We start from the raw sequence: 19,896 nt of genomic DNA on the forward strand, positions 1-19,896 counted from the left end.
ATTATTTCACCCCAATACAAGCCGCCTCTTTACGTCGAAGACAAATATACTGGCCATCTACTTCTACCATTACTGGGCCGCCAAACGGCATCATGCATTTGACACAAACTTTTTCTCCTTCATGCATCCCCATATGAAGAAGACGTTGTCTCACTACTTCATTGGCTACTGCTAAATTTGTAATAACGGCCTGTTGCCCTTGTTGAAGATCGGTCAAAACCATCTTTTCCGTCCCCCAAACAACAATGATTCTTTTTTTCAATCAGCAATATAATAAAGTGATGTTTTGTATAGAACAATAATGATTATTTTTCTCAATTAATATAATATCACAATTTGAAATTTTAGAAGTGATTTTTTTCACACTCGTCACAATAAATTCACGAATACAATGAGATGTATGTACCTGTCTAGAGGAAGGAGGAGGCTAATTACACTAAAACAAAAAATTGTGTATAATTGAATTTTTCGGAATAATATATATAATATTTTTATACTCACTACATAAAGGAGGACAAACAATGAATACATTAGCTAAATTCAGCAATTTTGTTGGAAACACCTTTGCTGTCTGGGTGCTTCTTTTTGCTGCTCTTGCTTTTTATGATCCAAACGCTTTTACATGGATCGCTCCATACATAGTCCCGCTGCTTGGCGTTGTCATGTTTGGCATGGGTCTTACCTTATCACCCAATGATTTTAAAGAAGTATTCAAACGCCCGGTAGAGGTGCTGATCGGTGTAGCCGCCCAATTTCTCATTATGCCGCTTGTCGCTTTTTTGCTTGCTCGTTATTTGCCGGTTTCGCGGGAAGTCGCTCTTGGCATTCTTCTCGTCGGCTGTTGTCCGGGTGGAACAGCATCTAACGTGATGACCTATTTGGCCAAAGGAGATACCGCGCTGTCGGTCGCCGTGACATCCGTTTCTACGATACTGGCGCCGATTTTGACGCCGTCGCTGATGTTGCTGCTTGCCGGAAAATGGCTGTCCGTTTCTGCCGCGGCATTGTTTTGGTCAATTGTAAAAGTTGTCCTAATTCCGATTATTTTTGGGTTGATTGTGCAAGCCCTTTTCCAAAAGCAAGTGAAAGCGTTCATCCCAGTCCTGCCGCTCGTTTCTGTCATTGCGATTGTCGCCATTGTCGCGGCTGTCGTTGGGCAAAACCAGCAGGCAATTGCAAAAAGCGGGCTTGCCATCTTCTTAATCGTCGCCATTCATAACGGGCTTGGATTATTGCTTGGCTATTGGTTTGCAAAATTATTTCGTTTGTCAGCGCCAAAGCAAAAAGCGATTTCCATTGAAGTCGGCATGCAAAATTCCGGGCTTGGTGCGGCGTTAGCGACCGCTCATTTTTCACCGCTTGCTGCTGTTCCAAGCGCTATTTTCAGCGTCTGGCATAACATTTCCGGTCCGATTGCCGCAACCTATTTCCGTAAAAAAAGCGAGAAGGAAGAAGCGGAACAATCGACGTTTTCGGCATAAAAACTGGTTCCCCACGGGGAACCGTTTTTTATGGCACCAATTTGATCGGAAACACAATTCGTTCCGCAAGCGATGGGATATCAATGAACGGATTGCGATTTCCTTGAATGAGAAAAATAGCGCGGTTGCGATGCTTCTCATAAATGGTAACGGGAAATTCCTGATGCCAGCGAACAAGAAGGGGAACGTCAATTTTGTGGCGAAACGCTTTTGCGATTGTGTTCGGATAGCGAAGCAGAAAATACAGCATTGCCCGCGCCACCGTTCCTTTTCCGTATTCTGGTTCGAAATAACCGTTTTCCGCGACACCGCAGCGGTTTTGAATCTTTTCTTCCGGTGACTCGGGCTTGTAAAACGAAAAATCGGCGTACGGAAAGTTAGAGCGTAATGTATTGCATTTAGGATGGCAGACAAAGAGATGGTGCAAATCCCCTTTCATCGGCTCTCTTGCTCCAAACCACGATTGCGGAACGACATGTTCAGCGTTAAACTTCCATTGCTGTTCGATTTTTTTTATTCGCCTAATTTCTATTTGTTCCCATTCTCTCGCTTTTTTCAGTAATTTCCGAAATTCGTCATGTCGTTTTTTCATCGTGTCGTAATCTTGAATAATTAATATCTTCGGATCTTTTCTCTCCCCCGAATATATGCTTCTTACTGACCCATCTGGATACAAATCAACCCATGTATACAAATATTCATCTTTGCTGAAAAAGTAAGGCAGCCTTCGCTTATGCGTCCGTGACACCAGCCTATGATACATAACAAATAACGTTAGTCCATCCCCATCTACAGGTACACGACGATAATATCGCTCCATCACTTGGCAATCTTCTTGTTCATCATAATACACATTCTCATTAACTTCGATATATTGCTGGTTTTCTTGCAATATCGCTATTTGTTCACTACGGTCATCTCCTTGCCATTGCTGGAGTTCTTCCAAATGTTTCCATATTTCCACCGTTCCACCCTACTTCCTCTTTGTATACAGTTTACCATGGACGCTTTCGTTTGGTTATCCAAAAAATAAAGTTCTCCCTTTTTATTTCGGCGAACTTTTTTAATGAAGCTTACCGCACATCACAAACAACATGACGCCAAAAAGAACAGCAGCCATCCCTGCCGCATGAACGCAGGGACTAATTTTGTACGCGCATATTTCATCACCGGCAAACCCAAAATCGTGCATAAGGCCACTGTATTATTTATATTATTTAGAGAATTAAGTAAAATATAATCCAAAACAATGAATAAATAAAAGGGGAATAAGAAATGAATTTGAAGCCTGAAAATGTATTTACTTGGCAGCGCACGTTCACAGAAGAAGAAATATTGCAATTCGCCCAATTATCTGGCGACAAGGGAAGACATCAGATGGAACGCGATGAGAAAGTGCGACTTATGGTTCACGGGTTATTTACCTTTAGCTTTTGAAATACCTTCAAGTACGGAACTAACTTTGGAATACTTCGTTTACGATCAAGGAAATCTCCGGTTAAGGCAATCAAGTCAAGAGGAAAAACGGAGCTGAGAAACGACAATCATAGGAATAAATACGATTGTTTTAAACCATTTGTAAAACGGATTCACAATCGAAAATGTTTCAAAACCTAATCGCTCACACCCTTTGTTTAACATTGTAATCCCAATAATTCCTTTAATTTCAGAAAACTGTTCATGATTGCGCAAGTAATTTGCAATATAAGGAAGCCCTTCTTTCACTTGTTCATAAATGTAACGACCTTTTTTAATTTCGCTGTTTAAATGAAGAAGTTCACGAGTTAAACGAATATTATGCAAATGAAATATTTCGTCGCGTCAGGAGATGAACGATCTTTATGATCAAGTAGATTTTATTTTAACAAAGCCAGGCGGTGTTACCATTAGCGAATGTTTATATAAAAGATTGCCTATTTTTATCTATGATACTCTTCCCGGACAAGAGGAAATGAATTTTCGCATATTGAAGCGGCATCATCTCGTGTTTGATTTTTTAAACTGGAAGGAATTGCGTAATATTTCCGATGCAATTCTTTCTATTCTTCACTCTCCGCAAATCACGCACTATTACAGCCATGTCGAACAATACCACCGCCAGCTTTCTTCAGATCGTCCGGCAACATTGCTTTACTCGAAGCTGGCTTCTTTCGACAACAAAGAATGATTCAAGGGGACACCTCGATATGACAAGCTTTTTTATCGCCGAATATTACAAGGATATTTTGTTAGTTTTTTAATCATTGTTTAAAAAATCCCTCTCCTTTACAAAAGGAGGGGGATGGTTTTACGGACGAAAACGGAAATGGGCGTTCATCTGTCCCTTTAACATTTTTTCCCGCAGTTCTTTTGTCATTTCTTGGCGGATTTCCCATGTCGAAACCCCTTCTTCCCGCTTATTGGCAATCTGCATTAACTGTTCGACATCGGCGAACGAATATTTGCGAATTCCTTTCGAACGATCAGGAAAAATCAACTTCCGCTCTTCATAATAGCGGATTTGCCGCTGCGATAACCCGGTTAATTCACTAACGATGCCGATAGAGATCACTTTTTTAAATTTATAGGAATCATCTTTATTCGTCACCCTCTCCACCCCGCTATGTTATATCTTCTAACATAATTATACTGATTTTTCGCCATTCATAATTATTTTTGTAAAGAAAATTAACATATTTTTTAATTTTATTGTAAAGTGGCTTAACAAAATTAATGTAATATGAAGAAAAATATCGTATATTAAAAGAAATAAATACGCGGAGGGAAAAAGATGGGAAAACTGATGCGAGCAGCAATTACGAAACAAAAGCGATTTTATATTGATAAGCTGTTGCAAACTGGCTTGTTTCACGACTCTGCTGCACTAAAACAATGGACGGTGAGTGAATTGCGGCGCGAATATGAACAGTACGGGATACGAATGAAGAAACGGGGGAATGAACATGGATCCAAAAGCTCTTGAACTGGCCAGACGGATCGTAGAACTTGATTTGCAGCGCGACGCGATGTTTGAGCAGCTGATTCAATTAATCGGTGAGCGCGCTTATGAAGTGCTGCGTTTCATACAAAACCGCATATGACGCTCGAATAAGAGCGAAGGGAAGCTGTCTGCTTCCCTTCGCCGCTTAACGATATCAAGCAAGTTATTTTTTCTCAATTCGAATCGCCAAATAGAGCAGAAAATTTTCTTTGCCTGCTCACAAGCGTGGAATACTCATGTATTTACGCAAATCCAAACGCACCCTATTATTTCGGTTCCGTTACCACACCCTGAAAAGCGGATTGGTAAATCGTCCGTATATCGTCCTCTAACAGCGGAAGCGGACTACGTGCAAGCAGTCGTTTCTGCTGAGCGGCATCTTTCGTTAAGCTTTCCAATGCACTCTCTGGGATGTTAAATCCGCCAAGCGTTCTCGGGATGCCGACATCACGGACGATCCGTTCCAGCTCTTCGACGCACCGGTAGGAAGCTTCCTCTTCGGAAAGAAAGCTCGAGTTTCCCCCTAGCGCATTTAAAATATCAGCCATCCGTTTCGTGCAGCTTTTGCGGATATATCCCATCACATACGGAAGCAATACGGCGTTCGATTCGCCGTGCGGAATATGAAACTGCCCCCCTAACGGATAAGCAAGCGCATGAACTCCTGCAACACCCGCATTGAAAAATGCCAACCCCGCTAAATAACTGCCATTGCTCATATCGATCCGCGCCTGCTTGTCCGTCCCGTTTTCCACCGCTTTCCGCAATGACCGCGCAATCAAACGTATGGCCTGCAGCGCCAACCCGTCTGACGTCGGGCTCGCATTGACGGATACATACGCTTCGACCGCATGGGTCAGTGCATCAATTCCTGTCGCGGCCGTAACGCGCGGCGGAACGGAAACGGTTAATTGCGGGTCGACAATCGCTACATCCGCTAATAAATAATCATGTGTCACCACATCTTTTGTCGTATCTAAAGAGAGCACCGAGATGTTTGTCACTTCGGATCCTGTCCCTGATGTAGTCGGAATTAATATTTTCGGCAAGCCCTTTTCCTCGACTTTTCTCGTTCCCGTCAAATTGAGGTAATCGGCTACTTTTCCTTCATGCACGGCCAGCACCGCCGCTAATTTCGCCAAGTCCATCGCGCTTCCGCCGCCCACGCCAATCACAAGGTCAAATTTTCCTTCCCTCGTAAAGGAAACTAATTTCTCTCCCGTCTCCAGCCGCGGTTCCGGCACTACATCCGTATAAATTTCAACATCATATCCACGTTCCACAAGCGGATTGGTCACACGCTGAACAAGGCCGATTTTCTCTAACGCTGGATCTGTTACGACTAATATTTTCTGCGGAGAAAACCTCTCCACTTCCGGAAGCAAGTTATCCAATGCCCCCCCAGCCGACATAGTTCAGCGATGTAAATACAATTCGCGAAACACTCATTTCACTTCTCCTTTCTTACTCGTAATAGCCTTCCGTAGATTTGCGGAACTTTTTGAATTGCTCGGAATCATGGCCGAACCATACTTGCGAGTTCGTTTCCCGTGCAATTCTCCGAATTCGTTCGACCGTATTCATATAACCAAGGGAGTCATAAATAATGCCTGGCGGCTTAATTGGCGGCCCGTAGCTTTCCGCCGTATAAATCGCATCCGAAGCGAGAATGATCCCGCCCGTCTCTGGAAGCTCCACATGCAATCCAAGCATTCCCCACGCATGGCCGCTTCCAAAGTTTAAAATTTTGACCCCCTCAGCGAGAATAATATTATCTTCATGACGTTTCACTGTGCGCCATTGAAGGTTATTTTTAATCCATGCATCAATGTCGGCCCAAATATATGCGCCTTCCTTTTGGTTACGAGCATAACATTGAAGAGCGCCATTGAATTCGTCTTCATGTACAATGATCGTCGCGTTTGTAAACATTTCTAGGCATCCCGCGTGATCCAAATGTAAATGCGAAGCAACGACATATTTAATATCTTCCGGTCTTACTTTTAACTGCTCTAGCCGATTGTGAAGATAGCATTCTTCGCTTGCCGTCCACGGAAACATTTGTTGAGTCGCTTCCGCCCATCTCCCTTGAGGTCCCATCGAATTTGGATTACAAGCTGTATCAAACAAGATTTTTCCTTCTGGATGATCAATTAAAACTGTATAAATCGGAAACTCCACAAACTCCGTTTGCGCATTCGGGTTATGAATCGTTGCTGGATTATGCATAGCAATCATCCAGTTTTTATCCATTCTCATTCTTCCGTTATCCATTACATAAAGCTTTGGACGCTGTTTTATCATGTTGGACATAAACCTTTCCACTCCCCTTTTAAAAATCTGTTTTTATCGAAACCAATTTTAGTTCCGTCATTTCTTGGACAGCATATTTAATCCCTTCACGTCCGTAACCGCTTTCTTTTACTCCCCCATACGGCATATGGTCAACGCGGAACGTAGGGATATCATTGACGATCACGGCGCCAGACTCAATGTGCCGCGCTGCATATAAAGCGTGCTGGATATTCGTTGTATAAATTCCGATATTCAGTCCGTATACCGAATCATTGACCATTTCAATCGCCTCTTGTAATTCTCGATACGGAACGATCGACACAACCGGTGCAAAAACTTCCCGGCACGAGACGGCCATGTCCCGCTTTACGTCAAGCAACACCGTCGGTGAATACACTGATCCGTTGCGTACGCCGCCTAATCCAATTCTCGCTCCGGATTGAACCGCTTCTTCCACCCATGATTCAATGCGCTCCGCCTCTCTTTGGTGAATCATTGCGCTAATGTCCGTGTCTTCATCTAAAGGATCGCCGACTTTGAGCTGTTTGGCCCGTTCAATAAAGCGTTTGCAAAATTCTTCGTAAATCGTTTCATGTACATAAACGCGCTGAAGCGAAATACACACTTGGCCGGCGTAAGAAAACGCTCCTTCCACACATCGCGGAATGACTTTGTCCAGCACAACATCCGGTTCGACAATTAACGCCGCGTTCGAACCAAGTTCGAGCGTCACTTTTCTTAATCCTGCTTTCTGCTTAATCAGTTTTCCGACTGACGCGCTTCCGGTAAACGTAATTTTTTTCACCCGTTCATCCGTTAACAAAGCATCGCTAAGTTCCCTACCGCTTCCCGTGATGACTTGCAACGCCCCATCCGGAAGGCCTGCTTCTTGAAAAATTTCAGCGATCACTAGCGCGCTTAAAGGGGTTTGTTCCGCCGGCTTTAATACTACTGTATTCCCTGCGGCAAAAGCCGGGCCAAGTTTATGGGCAACTAGATTAAAAGGAAAATTGAAAGGGGTAATCGCCACGACAACTCCCAATGGTTCACGCCATGTCATTCCTATCCTGCCTTCTCCACCGGGAGCGGCATCCATTGGAATCGTTTCCCCATAAATCCGTTTTGCCTCTTCCGCCGCAAATTGGTATGTTGTGATCGTTCTCTCCATCTCTCCCCGTGCGGCGCGAATCGGTTTTCCTGCTTCCTTGGCGACAATTTGTGCCATCTCTTCCTTGCGCTCTTTCAATAACTGCACAACCCGAAATAAAATTTCCGAACGTTGATAAGCAGGTAGGTTCTTCATCGTTTGAAAAGCCCGCTGCGCCCCGGAAATCGCTTTCTTTACATCGTCTGTGTCAGCCATGCTGATGCGCGCTAACAATTGCCCATCATAAGGGGCGCGCAATTCATACGTTCTTTGCTTTTTCACCCACTTTCCATCAATAAATAACCCTTTCGTTTCTTCGCTCATTCGCTCCCCCTCCTTTGTTTTTGTTCATTCAATAATAATGCAAATACCGTGCCAAGACTTAATATATCCATAAAATAAATAATTTTTTAACATATAAACAATAAATATGGTGAAAAAAATCACCGTAAAAAAGGAAAAGCTTGAAAAAACATCGAATAGGATTAGTAGTGATTTTTTTCACTACATGTTGAATTTTTTCACCATTAACAAAAAAATAAGGAGGTCCTCTGTATGAAACAAACAATCATCGATCCGCATATATGGGAGAGCATTTTTTTCTCTATCCATAACGGGGTCATTGTTGTAGATCGAAACGGGAAAATTTTATTAATCAACGCTTCTGCCAAAAAACTTCTCCAGATAGAAAACGAAAATTGGGAAGGAAAAGATATTCGAGATCTTATTCCAACTACTCAGCTTCCTCATGTGTTAGAGAACGGAACAAGTTCGATTGGAGTAAAGATGAACATCGCGGGACGCCAATGTCTCGTCAATCGAACTCCGTTGTACCGAAATGGCGAACTAATTGGAGCGATCGGTGTCCTCGAAGATACATCGCAAATGGAACACTACCATACTCTTTTTAAGCAAATGGAAACAATTATTGAATTTTCTACAGATGGCATTTATGTTGTCGACCAAAACGGTATAACGACAATGGTAAACTCTGCTTATGAAGCCATTACAGGTTTCCGTCGAGAAGAGCTTGTCGGGAAGCATATGTATGATCTAGTGAAAAAGGGATATTTTGATCAATCCGTTTCTCTTCTCGTTTTACAACAAAAAAAACGAATTTCCATTTTGCAAAAAATAGGTGGAAAAAAAGATGTCATTGTCACTGGAAACCCTGTTTTCAACGAGCAGGGAGATATTGAAATGGTCGTGACAAGCGTTCGGGACATCTCTCATCTCATCCAAATGAAAGCAGAATTAGAAAAAGCAAAAAGTTTCTCGGAAATGAGCCAACACCGCTATACTTTTTCCGTCGATGGCTCAAAGGAACAAATCGTCTTTCGCAGCCCGTCTATGAAACATCTTTTTGATAAAGTCGAACAAATTGCTCCTTACCCTACTACTGTTTTACTAACCGGTCCATCTGGCGTAGGGAAAGAAGTCATCGCTAACTTGATTCATCATCTAAGTCCGCGAAAAAATAAACCATTTATTAAAGTAAACTGTGGAGCTATACCAGAACCATTACTTGAATCCGAATTATTCGGTTATGAAAAGGGAGCATTTACAGGAGCGCGACAAGACGGAAAAATCGGCCTGCTGGAACTAGCAGACAAAGGAACCATTATGCTTGATGAAATCGGGGAAATGCCATTATCCTTGCAAGTAAAGCTGCTGAGAGTATTGCAAGAAAAACAAGTTCAACGAATCGGAAGCCATAAAACAAAAAAACTAGATGTGCGTATTATCGCCGCAACAAACCAAAATTTGAAAGAGCTTATTTCGCAAGGAAAATTTCGTGAAGATTTATATTATCGGCTACAGGTCATTGAAATGTATATTCCTCCATTAGCCGAACGCCCTGAAGATATCGAGCCGTTGCTTGACCATTACTTTTCGTTTTATTGCAAGCTCTACCGCATCGATAAACATTTATCCCCTAAAACAAAAGAGATTTTGCAGCGTTACCACTGGCCGGGAAATGTAAGGGAGCTGAAAAACCTTATGGAAAATATGGTCGTTTCCATCCCATCCCAACTCATCGAACCTCACGACCTTCCATTGCACATTTATGACCAAACGACAGATACGCCCCCTCTCACGCTCAAAGAACGCGTCGAACAGTTTGAAAGACGCCTCATCCAAGAAGCAATTGGAAAACATACATCGCTGCGTAAAGCAGCGAAACAATTAGGAATCGATCATTCCACACTCGTGAAAAAACTTAAAAAGTGGAAGAAAGATGAAAAAACGTTGCGCCGGTGCTAATGCACCGGCGCGTTGTCGCTTCTCGGGAAAAATGTTAAATTGTATCCATATAAATCATCATAACAATCTATTCATCCCCTCTACCACTTCCTTAACCTCTTTCATCAACAACCTCACAAGCTCCCCAGCTGGCATATCTTTCGCCAAACGATATCCTTGTCCCGCCCATAAGGACATCATTTGCGGATCGCTTGCTTGGGCGGCTGCTTTGCGAAGATGCTTTGTCATGTGATGAATGTGCGGATACGCCGCAGGGGCCAGTTTATCATATTCGATCAGGAAACGATTTACTAATCCGCGCGCAGGACGTCCTGTAAACGCACGGGTGACGGCAGTTGCTTGAAATTGCGGGTCAATGAGCGCGTTCTTATGCAACGGATTCGCCCCGCTTTCCGGGCAGCGTAAAAATGCTGTGCCCAATTGGGCAGCGCTCGCTCCGGCCGCAAGCACGGCGGCAATATCGCGTCCATGCATAATTCCCCCAGCAGCAATCAACGGAATATCGACCACTTCACGGATTTGTTGCAATAAAACAAGCAAGCTGGCGTTTTCATGGGAAGCGGCGTTATTGCGAAATGACGCTCGATGTCCCCCCGCCTCCGGCCCTTGCACACATAATGCGTTCGCCCCTGCCTGTTTGGCGATCAACGCTTCTTCCGTTGATGTCACAGTCACAACGACAAACGAACCGTTTTCTTTCAATTTTGCGATGATATCAGACGAAGGACATCCAAATGTGAAACTAACGACAGGGACTTTTTCTTCATACAAAACAGAGAGTTTCGCTTCCCAATCGTCATCATCCCATTTTGCTTCCCCAAGCGGTGCACCGAATCGTTCCGCTTCTTTCTCCAACACTTGCCGATAACGAAGCAGCGCTTTCTCGTCTACGTCTTCTTCGCTTGGGACAAAAATGTTAACGCCAAACGGCTTATCGGTCAGCTCCCGAACCGCAGCAATTTCTTGACGCATCTCTTCCACCGTTTTATAACCGCCGGCCAAAAAGCCAAGTCCTCCTGCTTCAGATACCGCCGCAGCCAGCGCTGGAGTGGAAACACCTCCAGCCATCGGCGCTTGAATAATGGGAACTGAAAGTGTATGCAGCATTTCCCTCACCTTTCTCCATAAAGTAGCTTCATATAAAATCTTCCAAAAATGCACGCAAAATTCCTGCAAAAAAATAATCAAACTTCGTTGCGTCTAATGCAACAGGCCAAACCCTAGACTCCCAGCCCAGCGAGCTTATGTGTCCGGAAAATAAAAACCGCTTTGTGCCGTTTCTTTTTCCATCAATCCCTAGCTTCATCGATTCAGTTCCGGAAGTTATGTAAAAAAATCGGCAGTTTTCTAGTGATCCAAACTTAGATCGACTTCATTGGTTTCAACCATGTATGCTGAATTGTTTTTGCGGCCATATTTTTGAAAAATCAGCGCCAGTTCCGGAAACATAATGAAAACGAATAATCGTCGTTTATAATATAAACAAGAAGTGAAAACAAAAGAGGGAGGATGTTGCCGTGAGCTTCCCCAAACAAGATTTTGTCTCTCTCGAAGAATTTTACAAAATGAGAGAAAATACTGAAAGGATATTAGAATATATTGACGGCATTGTCTTTATGTCACCATCGCCTTCTACTAAACATCAACGAATTTCAGGAAGACTTCACGTTAAATTATTCAATTTTTTAGAAGGCAAAGATTGTGAAGTGTTCCACGCACCTTTTGACATAGAACTAAAAAACGATAAAATGGAAGGAACGAAAATAGTGGTCCCTGATTTATCGGTTATATGCGATAAAAGCGGATTGATGGAAAATAAATTTGTTGGAGTTCCAACACTCATCATCGAAATATTAAGCCCCTCTAACCAATCCCACGATCTCGTTTTTAAACTGAACTTATATATGCAATATGGCGTAAACGAATACTGGATCGTCAATCCAATGCTAAATATTGTTCAAATTTATTCCCTAAATGATGAGGGGCAATATCAACAGCTGGATGCGTTGAAGGAAAAAGGGATAGCTCGATCCGAGGTGCTAAAAGGATTTCAAATCAACTTAGAAGATCTTTTCAAATGAAAAACCGACCTTAACATCTGGCCGGTTTTTTCTGTCCTATACAACAACTCCATTACTGGCAAGGTATATATTCTTAGCTAAATGATAGCCTCGTACCGTCAATAATTTTTCAAATACTTACAAAAAAAACAATGAATCTTCTACATCATTAATCATTTTATGAAGCGACGTTCTTAACAGAAAACAGCCCTTGTCTAAAAGATTTTAAACAAGGGCAAGCCCTATTATTTCCCTTGAAACTTCGGCTTCCGTTTTTCTAAAAATGCGCGGACGCCTTCGCGATGGTCTTCGGTTTGCCGCATTTTTTGCTGTGCTTCTGTTTCAAGCTGAAGCACTTTTAACAATTCATCTTTTGTCAACTTGGCGTACAACGTTTTCGTGGCGATCATCGCCTGAAGCGGTTTTGCTTGCCATTCAGCGATTTTTTGTTCGATTTGTTTTTCATCTTCGGCAACAAAGTCAACGATGCCAATCTGGTACGCTTCTTCGGCGTTCATTGGCTTTCCTTCCCAAATAATGTGTTTTGCTTTCACTTCACCGACTCGTTTCGCCAAATGAAAATGCCCGCCGCCGTCTGGGATGAGGCCAATGCCGATAAAATTCATCGCTAAGCGTGCTTCTTTTGTCGCGATGACATAGTCGCTTGCCAAAGCAAAACTTAGTCCTAACCCCGCCGCTGGCCCATGGACAATGGAAACGACGATTTTCGGCAAGTTGTATAATGTCATAATGACTTCTTGAATGGTGTTCATAATTTCAGGAAATTTTTCTGGGTCATCTACACTTAGCATCGTTTTAATATCGCCACCGGCGGAAAATCCTCTCCCTTTTCCGCGAATGAGAACAATCAACGCATCGCTTTGTTCAATTTCACGCAGCGCTTCTAGTAATTCATTTAGCATTTGCTCATTCATCGCGTTTAACGAATCTGGGCGATTTAGTTCCAATACGGCTACATTTCCTGAAAACGAAAGTACTACTGTTTCCATGTTCATCCCCCTTGTTTGACCAATTTCCCTTTATTAAATTCCTCACTGCATCCTAAAATTCCTTTTTTTCAGAAAAAAACCGTACCACCATCGAAGGTGATACGGATGATGATTAACGATTGCGATTGAAAATAACGAGTTTCAATTCCGTCATTTCTTCAATTGCATAACGAAGCCCTTCGCGGCCGACTCCGCTTTCCTTGACGCCGCCGTATGGCATATGATCGACACGGAAGGTCGGAATATCGTTGATGAGTACACCGCCGACATGCAATTTTTCTGCCGCTTCCCATGCGACATGTACGTTATCCGTATATACACCTGCCTGCAATCCGTAGCGTGAATCATTGACGAGCTCAATCGCCTCTTCGATCGAACGAACGCCGTTAATGAGAACGATTGGCGCGAATACTTCCTGGCACGATACTTTCATCGTTGGTTTTGCGTCTAAAATCACCGTTGGAAGCAAGATGTTTCCATCCCGTTCGCCACCAAGCGCAACGGTCGCTCCGCCTTGTTTAGCCTCCTCGATCCATTCCAATGCCCTCTCGACGTCTTTTGGCGTAATTAATGCCGAAACATCGGTGTTTGGATCCAATGGGTCGCCCACTTTCAATTGTTTCGCCGCAGCGATAAATTTTTCGACAAACTCCTCATACCGCTTTTCATGCACGTAAATGCGCTGAAGCGAAATGCATACTTGCCCTTGGAACGAAAATGCACCAAAGACGCAACGTGGAATTATTCGATCGATGTCCACTTGTTCATCGACAATGACCGCGGAATTGGAGCCAAGTTCGAGTGTTACCCGCTTTAACCCCGCTTTATTGCGAATGCCGATTCCCACTTCCGGGCTGCCGGTAAAGGTGATCATGCTGATGCGCGGGTCTGTCACAATTTTATCGCCAACGGTTTTGCCGCTTCCCGTTACGACGTTTAATGCTCCTTTTGGAAGCCCTGCGTTTTCAAATAGTTCCGCGATAAAGTAGGCAGAAAGCGGCGTTTGGCTTGCCGGTTTTAACACGACCGTATTGCCGGAAGCAAACGCTGGCCCAAGTTTATGCGCAACAAGGTTCATCGGAAAGTTAAACGGCGTAATCGCACCGATGACCCCAATCGGTTCTCTGACAGTGAACGCAACGCGATTTTCCCCGCCCGGCGCCGCATCAAGCGGAATCGTTTCCCCGTGAATTCGTTTTGCTTCTTCCGCGGCAAATTTATACGTTTGAATCGTACGCGCTATTTCTCCTTTTGCCGTCGTAATCGGTTTTGCCGCTTCGAGCGCAATGATCCGCGCCGCTTCTTCCGCTCGCTCTTGCAGCTCTGCGACCACTTTTTCCAAAATCTCCGCCCGTTTGTATGCCGGCATGCTGGCCATTTCTTTTCTCGCTTCATACGCTGCGGAAATTGCCTGTTCGACTTCCTCTTCCGTCGCCACAGGAATTTCTGCCAACGCTTCACCCGAATAAGGAGATGTTAATGTGGTATACGATTTTGCTTCCACCCATTCACCATTAATATAGAGTTTCTTTTTATCCACCGTTGTTTTCATCGTTTCCCTTCCTTTCTTCCTGTTTTTAATCTCCTATTTCTTACACAACATGACGCTAATTTGGCTAATCGTTTTCTCTACACCTCCAACTGCCGGGCAATAAATAATAGTAAAAAAGTTTGCAAGCAGACACTGCGCACTTTTCGCTGTTGACACGCAACTGTTAATTCTTTATTCGGCATTTTATTTTGGAATCCTTCTCAAGTTCTTCAATGGCTTGTGCACAGCAACAATATGTCTTGCGATGTTGCTGACACGTCTTTGCGTTATACCTAATAGCTCTTTCATATGAAAACAGAACATGCATTCCTATGAAATGGTGCGTCGCCCTTATATTAATTATAGGAAAAAACACGTTCGCAAATATTTTTGTTCGCACTAGGCTCTTGCTTCAAGCATTGTGACAACTCATATCCAGACAATCCTCCCTATCCGAGACATAAGCAGACAAAGAGGCCTTGTTTCTTGTATGATAAAATTAATACCAATCATAGCAAGGAGTGTCAGGAGCATGAACATTATCCCTACCCATCTTCTAGACCGCTCAACCGTACAGCAATTTTTTATCACCCATTGGGGAAGTCTGCAAATGGTCGTTTCGACGGGAGTGTATGATTGCAGCGAGCTGGACGGGTTCGCCGCGGTCCAAGGCAATGGAGAAATAGCGGGGCTAATCACCTTTGTCATCCGTGGTGAGGAATGCGAGATTGTTTCGCTAGACAGCGTAATCGAAAACCACGGAATCGGCAGCGCTCTTTTGAAACAAGTAGAAACATTCGCCGCGCAGCATGGATGTAGCACGATCCGCTTAATCACAACGAACGATAATTTACACGCATTGCGCTTTTATCAAAAACGAGGTTACCAGATTGTCAAAGTCTTCCCAAATGCCGTGGAAAAAGCAAGACAAATGAAACCGAGCATTCCGCTCGTTAGCTCAGATGGCATTCCGATCCGCGATGAGCTTTTGCTAATAAAACAGTTATAAATAAACGTCCCCGCTTTGCCGATATAAGCGAGGACGTTGAAATTTTATTAAACAATCATGTTTAACAATAGAATGAAAATAAATGCCGCTACAGAAATAATCGTCTCCATCACGGTCCATGTCATCAACGTTTCTTTGACGGTCATGCCGAAATACTCTTTAATCATCCAGAAGCCCGAGTCATTGACATGTGATAGAATGAGAGATCCAGCTCCCGTCGCTAATACGAGCAATTCTGTGTTCACACCAGGCATGCTGGCGGCAATTGGGGCGACAATGCCGGCTGCAGTCATCATCGATACCGTCGCAGAACCTGTCGCGATCCGGATAAGCGCGGCAATCCCCCATCCTAATAGAAGCGGAGACAGATGGGAATGCTTCGCTACATCGGCGATTTGCTCGCCAATGCCCGAGTCAAGGAGCACTTTGTTAAACGCTCCGCCGGCGCCGATGACAAGCAAAATATTGGCGACAGGACCAAGGCAGTCATTGGCAAACTTCAACACTTTATCGCGGTTGAATCCGCGCGCATACCCAAGGCTGAAGAATGAATAAATCGTTGCGATTAACAGCGCGACGATCGGATCTCCGATAAAGCGCAACACTTTAGACGCTTGTGACGTTTGATCCAACGTTACATTGGCAACGGAAGCGATTAACATCAAAATAACAGGAAGTAAAATGGTGAATAATGTGTTTCCGAAGCCAGGCAAATCTTTCGTTTCTTTATGCTGTACAAGCTGTTCGGCAATTTCTGCCGGCACTTTTTTATGCATGCGCGACCCAATCCATTTTCCAAAGAGCGGGCCGGCGATAATCGCTGTCGGCAGCCCGACAATAATCGAGTAAAGAATCGTCATTCCAACATCTGCTTTAAATATACCGACTGCGGCCATCGCAGCTGGATGAGGCGGCACAAGCCCATGCACAACCGACAATCCGGCAACAAGCGGAATTCCAATCGTCACGAGCGAAATCCCCGTCTCCATTGCAATCGTAAATACAAGCGGAATTAATAGCACGAACCCTACTTGGAAAAATACCGGAATACCTACTAAAAATGCTACGACCATCATTGCCCAATGGACGCGTTTTTTCCCAAAACGATCAATCAATGTTTTCGCGATTCGTTCCGCACCTCCGGACTCTGCCATCATTTTTCCAAGCATCGTCCCGAGCGCCAAAACAATCGCTAAAAAGCCAAGCGTATTTCCAAGACCGGTTTTAATCGAATCGATAATACCCGGGGTCTCCGGAGAAGGAGCGATCAGCGGCATGCCCATCGCAAGCCCGACACCAACGGACGTTAAAATTAAGGCGACAAACGGATGCATTTTCGCAACCGTAATCAATAACAGCAATACAACAATCGCTGCAATGACAATAGCAATTCCCATGTTTGTTTCCCCCTCTGTTGTTCTTGATGTGAACTAAACCGATTTAGTAATGATGCATAACTATGAATTCTTCCGTTGAAACGAAGCAATAACATCAAATTCATCTTTTAATCGATCGTATAACCGCATATACATATCAAACAGTTCTGAATAAATAAGGGTATTTTCTTGATTTGGCACATGGCGTGATGTAATTTGAATCCAAGTTTTCACCGTATCTAGTGATGGAATGTCGCCAAGCGCATACAGAGCAAGCGCTGCGGCTCCTAACGCGGAAGCTTCGTGCGTCTCTGGGACAAGCAGCTCTTTTCCCATCATATCGGCAAGCATTTGCCGCCAAAACGGGGATTTCGCAAACCCGCCCGATACGCGGATTTCCGACAGCGGTCCTGTAACATCACGAATCGCCAAGGCAACAGAAAAGACGCTCATGCACACACCTTCCATCACCGCGCGAATAAAATGTTCCCGCTTGTGATGAAGACTGATGCCGAAAAATGTCCCTCTTGCGTTCGCATTCCAGTACGGCGCCCTTTCACCGGATAAAAATGGCAGAAACAAAAGCCCTTCCGAACCTGCCGGAACCCGTTCCGCATATTTTGTAAGCAAATCATACGGATCAATGCCGAGCTTTTTCGCCACTTCACGTTCCTGGCCGCCAAATTCATCACGGAGCCATCTTAGCAAAATACCGCCATTATTCGTCGGCCCGCCAACGACCCAATGGTTTGGTGTCAGCGCATAACAAAACGTTCTCCCTTTTTCATCTGTTTTCTGAACAGAAGAAATCGTACGCACCGCACCGCTCGTTCCGATCGTAATCGCCGCTTCCCCTGGTAAAATCGCCCCGACACCAACGTTGGCCAGCACCCCGTCACTAGCCCCGACAACGACAGGTACGTCCGGATCCAAGCCCATTTGCTGCGCCCATTCTTTTTTCATCCCTCGCAATATGTGTGTCGTTGGTACTAAGCTTGACAACTGCGCTCTTGTGATACCGAGAAACTCGAGAACATCCGCATCCCAGTCAAGCGTATCTAAACGAAACAGCCCCGTTGCTGAAGCGATCGAATAGTCGACAACGTATTGACCGTACAATCGGTACAACACATATTCTTTCATGGACACAAATTTATGTGCTTGACGAAATAAATCCGGCTGTTCTTCTTTTAGCCAAAGCAATTTCGGAAGCGGGGACATCGGATGAATCGGCGTTCCTGTCCGCTTATAAATATCCAATCCATTCATTTCATTCAAAAGACGATCTGCCTGTTCAACACTGCGATTATCCGCCCAGATGATGCAGCGGGTAAGCGGGCGTCCTGAGGCATCAAGCGCCATTAAAGAATGCATCGCCGCGCTAAATCCGATCGCTTTCACCTGATTAGAAGCAATATTCAACTTCGACATGACAGCGTTTACAGTTTGGACAACAGCCGAGAAAATCTCCTCTGGATCTTGTTCCGCCCAGCCTGGATGCGGCTGTACAATCGGATAATCAATCGCATGGGAGGCAAGCACTCGCCCCTGTTCTCCAAACGCTACCGCTTTTGTGCTCGTCGTTCCGATATCGACGCCAATCACAATTGGTTGTCCTTCTTTCATGTTGATTCCCTCTCTTTCCTATTACGTTTTTTCTTTTACCGATCCTCGTTCGATAAACGTAGGCGGAAAGCGAAAAATTTGCGGTTGATGCTTTTTTTCTTTTGTGATCTGCAGAAACAAGCGCTCTGCCGCTTTTTTTCCCATCGCAAACGTCGGTTGTGCGATTGTCGTCAGCGTCGGTGTATAGACATGGGCAAACGGAACATCGTCAATGCTAATGATGGCCAGTTCATCAGGAACTTTAATATGATTATCTTTAATAAAATATAAAACTTCCATCAACGTTAAGTCATTAATCGCAAACAACGCTTCCGGAGGACGACCAGAAGCAAATAATTTCGCTAATCCATTCTGAATAGATGGGATTTTCATTGTGATAAAATAATCATCAACAACTGGAAGCCCTTTTTCCACTAACGCTTGCCGGAATCCTTCAATGCGCTCCACCCTTGGAATGACATGGGAAACAAGCGGAGGAGCAACGACTCCGATGCGTTGGTAGCCACGGTCAGCAAAATATTCGACCGCTAATGCGGCAGCTTTTTTATTATCAAGCAAGATCGCATCCGCTTCAATCCCCGGAACCATCCGGTCCACAAACACGAGCGGAAATCGCTCTTTGACCATTTTTTGATATATATCGGCATTTTTTCCTGTTGGGAAAACGATCAAGCCATCGACTTGTTTCGCGAGCAACATCTCAATATATTTTTTCTCTTTTTCCGGGTCGTCATCGGAATTGCAGACAATGACATGAAAGCCGCGCTCTTGACATGCTTCCTCAATGGCATGCAGCACCTGCGTTGTAAGCATGTGCAAAATATTGAAGACAATGACTCCGATTGTCATTGTTGTTTTCTGTTTTAAGCTGCGAGCAATAATATTCGGTTGATATCCTAGCTCTTCAATTGCTCGAGCAATTCGTTTTCTCGTTTCTTCGCTCATATATTCATAACGTTTATTTAAATATTGCGATACGGTGCTTTTCGAAACATTGGCTAACTTCGCAACGTCGGCCATCGTTACTTTCTTCAAGGGGATCCCTCTTTCATTACTAAATCGATTTAGTATTTAGAAACGTTTTCATAAACCGGTTTAGTAGAATTATAAAACAAA

Annotated in this window: 18 protein-coding genes and 4 pseudogenes; 8 read left to right on the forward strand and 14 right to left on the reverse strand. The window is 44.0% G+C overall.

Annotation, left to right across the window (positions count from 1 at the left end; translation table 11 throughout):
- Window position 1: 1 nt before the first annotated feature.
- Window positions 2–223: a FeoA family protein gene (locus tag FNL97_RS09720; protein WP_143415684.1), complete on the reverse strand. Its 222-nt coding sequence runs from the start codon at window positions 221–223 to the stop codon at window positions 2–4.
- Between the two features lie 298 nt (window positions 224–521).
- Here FNL97_RS09720 and FNL97_RS09725 point away from each other — a divergent pair, with 298 nt between their 5' ends.
- Window positions 522–1,481, forward strand: a complete 960-nt coding sequence (locus FNL97_RS09725; RefSeq protein WP_143415685.1) for a bile acid:sodium symporter family protein — start codon at window positions 522–524, stop codon at window positions 1,479–1,481.
- A 28-nt stretch (window positions 1,482–1,509) separates the two neighbouring features.
- On the opposite strand, the gene FNL97_RS09730 is transcribed toward FNL97_RS09725, so the two are convergent.
- Window positions 1,510–2,445 (reverse strand): endonuclease I family protein, encoded by a 936-nt coding sequence (locus FNL97_RS09730; RefSeq protein WP_143415686.1) that lies wholly within the window; start codon window positions 2,443–2,445, stop codon window positions 1,510–1,512.
- 311 nt (window positions 2,446–2,756) lie between these two features.
- Between FNL97_RS09730 and FNL97_RS09735 the strand changes: the two are divergent.
- Window positions 2,757–2,912: pseudogene (locus FNL97_RS09735) on the forward strand (enoyl-CoA hydratase); the annotation flags it as partial.
- Here the strand turns inward: FNL97_RS09735 and FNL97_RS18465 are convergent.
- Both FNL97_RS18465 and FNL97_RS09745 read right to left on the reverse strand, forming a co-directional pair.
- A pseudogene (locus FNL97_RS18465) lies at window positions 2,906–2,998 on the reverse strand (metallophosphoesterase); the annotation flags it as partial. The pseudogenes FNL97_RS09735 and FNL97_RS18465 sit on opposite strands and share 7 nt — an antisense overlap.
- A gap of 1 nt (window position 2,999) precedes the next feature.
- Window positions 3,000–3,287, reverse strand: a pseudogene (locus tag FNL97_RS09745) (YkoP family protein); the annotation flags it as partial.
- 22 nt (window positions 3,288–3,309) lie between these two features.
- On the opposite strand from FNL97_RS09745, the gene FNL97_RS09750 reads away from it, so the two are divergent.
- Window positions 3,310–3,648, forward strand: a complete 339-nt coding sequence (locus FNL97_RS09750) for a hypothetical protein (RefSeq protein ID WP_041269646.1) — start codon at window positions 3,310–3,312, stop codon at window positions 3,646–3,648.
- Window positions 3,649–3,768: 120 nt separating this feature from the next.
- Here the strand turns inward: FNL97_RS09750 and FNL97_RS09755 are convergent, their stop codons facing one another.
- Window positions 3,769–4,068: a MerR family transcriptional regulator gene (locus FNL97_RS09755; RefSeq protein ID WP_015863767.1), complete on the reverse strand. Its 300-nt coding sequence runs from the start codon at window positions 4,066–4,068 to the stop codon at window positions 3,769–3,771.
- A 183-nt stretch (window positions 4,069–4,251) separates the two neighbouring features.
- Here FNL97_RS09755 and FNL97_RS09760 point away from each other — a divergent pair, with 183 nt between their 5' ends.
- Window positions 4,252–4,443 (forward strand): Fur-regulated basic protein FbpA, encoded by a 192-nt coding sequence (locus FNL97_RS09760; protein WP_015863766.1) that lies wholly within the window; start codon window positions 4,252–4,254, stop codon window positions 4,441–4,443.
- On the forward strand, window positions 4,424–4,561 hold the full coding sequence (gene ykzB / locus FNL97_RS18010; RefSeq protein WP_162839692.1) for a protein YkzB: 138 nt from the start codon (window positions 4,424–4,426) through the stop codon (window positions 4,559–4,561). The genes FNL97_RS09760 and ykzB overlap by 20 nt, the downstream gene beginning before the upstream one ends.
- A gap of 166 nt (window positions 4,562–4,727) precedes the next feature.
- Here the strand turns inward: ykzB and FNL97_RS09765 are convergent.
- The 3 genes and pseudogenes from FNL97_RS09765 to FNL97_RS09775 all read right to left on the reverse strand — a co-directional run bounded on the left by FNL97_RS09765 (window position 4,728) and on the right by FNL97_RS09775 (window position 8,227).
- Window positions 4,728–5,910, reverse strand: a pseudogene (locus FNL97_RS09765) (iron-containing alcohol dehydrogenase).
- Between the two features lie 15 nt (window positions 5,911–5,925).
- Window positions 5,926–6,774 (reverse strand): AhlS family quorum-quenching N-acyl homoserine lactonase, encoded by an 849-nt coding sequence (gene ahlS / locus FNL97_RS09770; RefSeq protein WP_015863763.1) that lies wholly within the window; start codon window positions 6,772–6,774, stop codon window positions 5,926–5,928.
- A gap of 19 nt (window positions 6,775–6,793) precedes the next feature.
- Complete coding sequence (locus FNL97_RS09775; protein WP_061579253.1) at window positions 6,794–8,227, reverse strand: aldehyde dehydrogenase family protein; 1,434 nt, start codon at window positions 8,225–8,227, stop codon at window positions 6,794–6,796.
- A 231-nt stretch (window positions 8,228–8,458) separates the two neighbouring features.
- On the opposite strand from FNL97_RS09775, the gene FNL97_RS09780 reads away from it, so the two are divergent.
- Window positions 8,459–10,168, forward strand: a complete 1,710-nt coding sequence (locus FNL97_RS09780; protein WP_143415687.1) for a sigma-54 interaction domain-containing protein — start codon at window positions 8,459–8,461, stop codon at window positions 10,166–10,168.
- A gap of 57 nt (window positions 10,169–10,225) precedes the next feature.
- On the opposite strand, the gene FNL97_RS09785 is transcribed toward FNL97_RS09780, so the two are convergent.
- Window positions 10,226–11,275 (reverse strand): nitronate monooxygenase, encoded by a 1,050-nt coding sequence (locus FNL97_RS09785; protein WP_143415688.1) that lies wholly within the window; start codon window positions 11,273–11,275, stop codon window positions 10,226–10,228.
- Between the two features lie 410 nt (window positions 11,276–11,685).
- Here FNL97_RS09785 and FNL97_RS09790 point away from each other — a divergent pair, with 410 nt between their 5' ends.
- Window positions 11,686–12,249, forward strand: coding sequence for a Uma2 family endonuclease (locus FNL97_RS09790; protein ID WP_143415689.1), 564 nt, complete (start codon window positions 11,686–11,688; stop codon window positions 12,247–12,249).
- A gap of 224 nt (window positions 12,250–12,473) precedes the next feature.
- Here FNL97_RS09790 and FNL97_RS09795 read toward each other — a convergent pair whose 3' ends face one another.
- Complete coding sequence (locus tag FNL97_RS09795) at window positions 12,474–13,238, reverse strand: enoyl-CoA hydratase (RefSeq protein WP_143415690.1); 765 nt, start codon at window positions 13,236–13,238, stop codon at window positions 12,474–12,476.
- Window positions 13,239–13,350: 112 nt separating this feature from the next.
- A complete protein-coding gene (locus tag FNL97_RS09800; RefSeq protein ID WP_143415691.1) occupies window positions 13,351–14,790 on the reverse strand; it encodes an aldehyde dehydrogenase family protein in 1,440 nt (479 codons plus the stop codon).
- A 511-nt stretch (window positions 14,791–15,301) separates the two neighbouring features.
- Between FNL97_RS09800 and FNL97_RS09805 the strand changes: the two genes are divergently transcribed.
- Window positions 15,302–15,778, forward strand: a complete 477-nt coding sequence (locus FNL97_RS09805) for a GNAT family N-acetyltransferase (RefSeq protein ID WP_062678059.1) — start codon at window positions 15,302–15,304, stop codon at window positions 15,776–15,778.
- A 47-nt stretch (window positions 15,779–15,825) separates the two neighbouring features.
- On the opposite strand, the gene FNL97_RS09810 is transcribed toward FNL97_RS09805, so the two are convergent.
- Genes FNL97_RS09810 through FNL97_RS09820 form a run of 3 tightly spaced genes read right to left on the reverse strand, consistent with a single transcriptional unit; the run spans window position 15,826 to window position 19,815 of the window.
- Window positions 15,826–17,175 carry a GntP family permease gene (locus FNL97_RS09810; RefSeq protein WP_143415692.1) on the reverse strand — a complete coding sequence of 450 codons (1,350 nt, stop codon included), beginning with the start codon at window positions 17,173–17,175 and terminating at the stop codon, window positions 15,826–15,828.
- A 60-nt stretch (window positions 17,176–17,235) separates the two neighbouring features.
- Complete coding sequence (gene gntK, locus FNL97_RS09815; protein WP_143415693.1) at window positions 17,236–18,780, reverse strand: gluconokinase; 1,545 nt, start codon at window positions 18,778–18,780, stop codon at window positions 17,236–17,238.
- Between the two features lie 21 nt (window positions 18,781–18,801).
- Window positions 18,802–19,815: a LacI family DNA-binding transcriptional regulator gene (locus tag FNL97_RS09820; protein ID WP_062678062.1), complete on the reverse strand. Its 1,014-nt coding sequence runs from the start codon at window positions 19,813–19,815 to the stop codon at window positions 18,802–18,804.
- Window positions 19,816–19,896: the final 81 nt, after the last annotated feature.

The sequence above is a fragment of the Geobacillus sp. E263 genome (genome assembly GCF_007197795.1).
In the GTDB taxonomy this organism is placed as follows: domain Bacteria; phylum Bacillota; class Bacilli; order Bacillales; family Anoxybacillaceae; genus Parageobacillus_B; species Parageobacillus_B toebii.

Coding starts and splice junctions, on each gene's coding strand:
- FNL97_RS09720 (WP_143415684.1), bottom strand. CDS start 223: ATGGTTTTGACCGATCTTCAACAAGGGCAACAGGCCGTTATTACAAAT.
- FNL97_RS09725 (WP_143415685.1), top strand. CDS start 522: ATGAATACATTAGCTAAATTCAGCAATTTTGTTGGAAACACCTTTGCT.
- FNL97_RS09750 (WP_041269646.1), top strand. CDS start 3,310: ATGAACGATCTTTATGATCAAGTAGATTTTATTTTAACAAAGCCAGGC.
- FNL97_RS09760 (WP_015863766.1), top strand. CDS start 4,252: ATGGGAAAACTGATGCGAGCAGCAATTACGAAACAAAAGCGATTTTAT.
- ykzB (WP_162839692.1), top strand. CDS start 4,424: ATGGATCCAAAAGCTCTTGAACTGGCCAGACGGATCGTAGAACTTGAT.
- ahlS (WP_015863763.1), bottom strand. CDS start 6,774: ATGTCCAACATGATAAAACAGCGTCCAAAGCTTTATGTAATGGATAAC.
- FNL97_RS09775 (WP_061579253.1), bottom strand. CDS start 8,227: ATGAGCGAAGAAACGAAAGGGTTATTTATTGATGGAAAGTGGGTGAAA.
- FNL97_RS09780 (WP_143415687.1), top strand. CDS start 8,459: ATGAAACAAACAATCATCGATCCGCATATATGGGAGAGCATTTTTTTC.
- FNL97_RS09785 (WP_143415688.1), bottom strand. CDS start 11,275: ATGCTGCATACACTTTCAGTTCCCATTATTCAAGCGCCGATGGCTGGA.
- FNL97_RS09795 (WP_143415690.1), bottom strand. CDS start 13,238: ATGGAAACAGTAGTACTTTCGTTTTCAGGAAATGTAGCCGTATTGGAA.
- FNL97_RS09800 (WP_143415691.1), bottom strand. CDS start 14,790: ATGAAAACAACGGTGGATAAAAAGAAACTCTATATTAATGGTGAATGG.
- FNL97_RS09805 (WP_062678059.1), top strand. CDS start 15,302: ATGAACATTATCCCTACCCATCTTCTAGACCGCTCAACCGTACAGCAA.
- FNL97_RS09810 (WP_143415692.1), bottom strand. CDS start 17,175: ATGGGAATTGCTATTGTCATTGCAGCGATTGTTGTATTGCTGTTATTG.
- gntK (WP_143415693.1), bottom strand. CDS start 18,780: ATGAAAGAAGGACAACCAATTGTGATTGGCGTCGATATCGGAACGACG.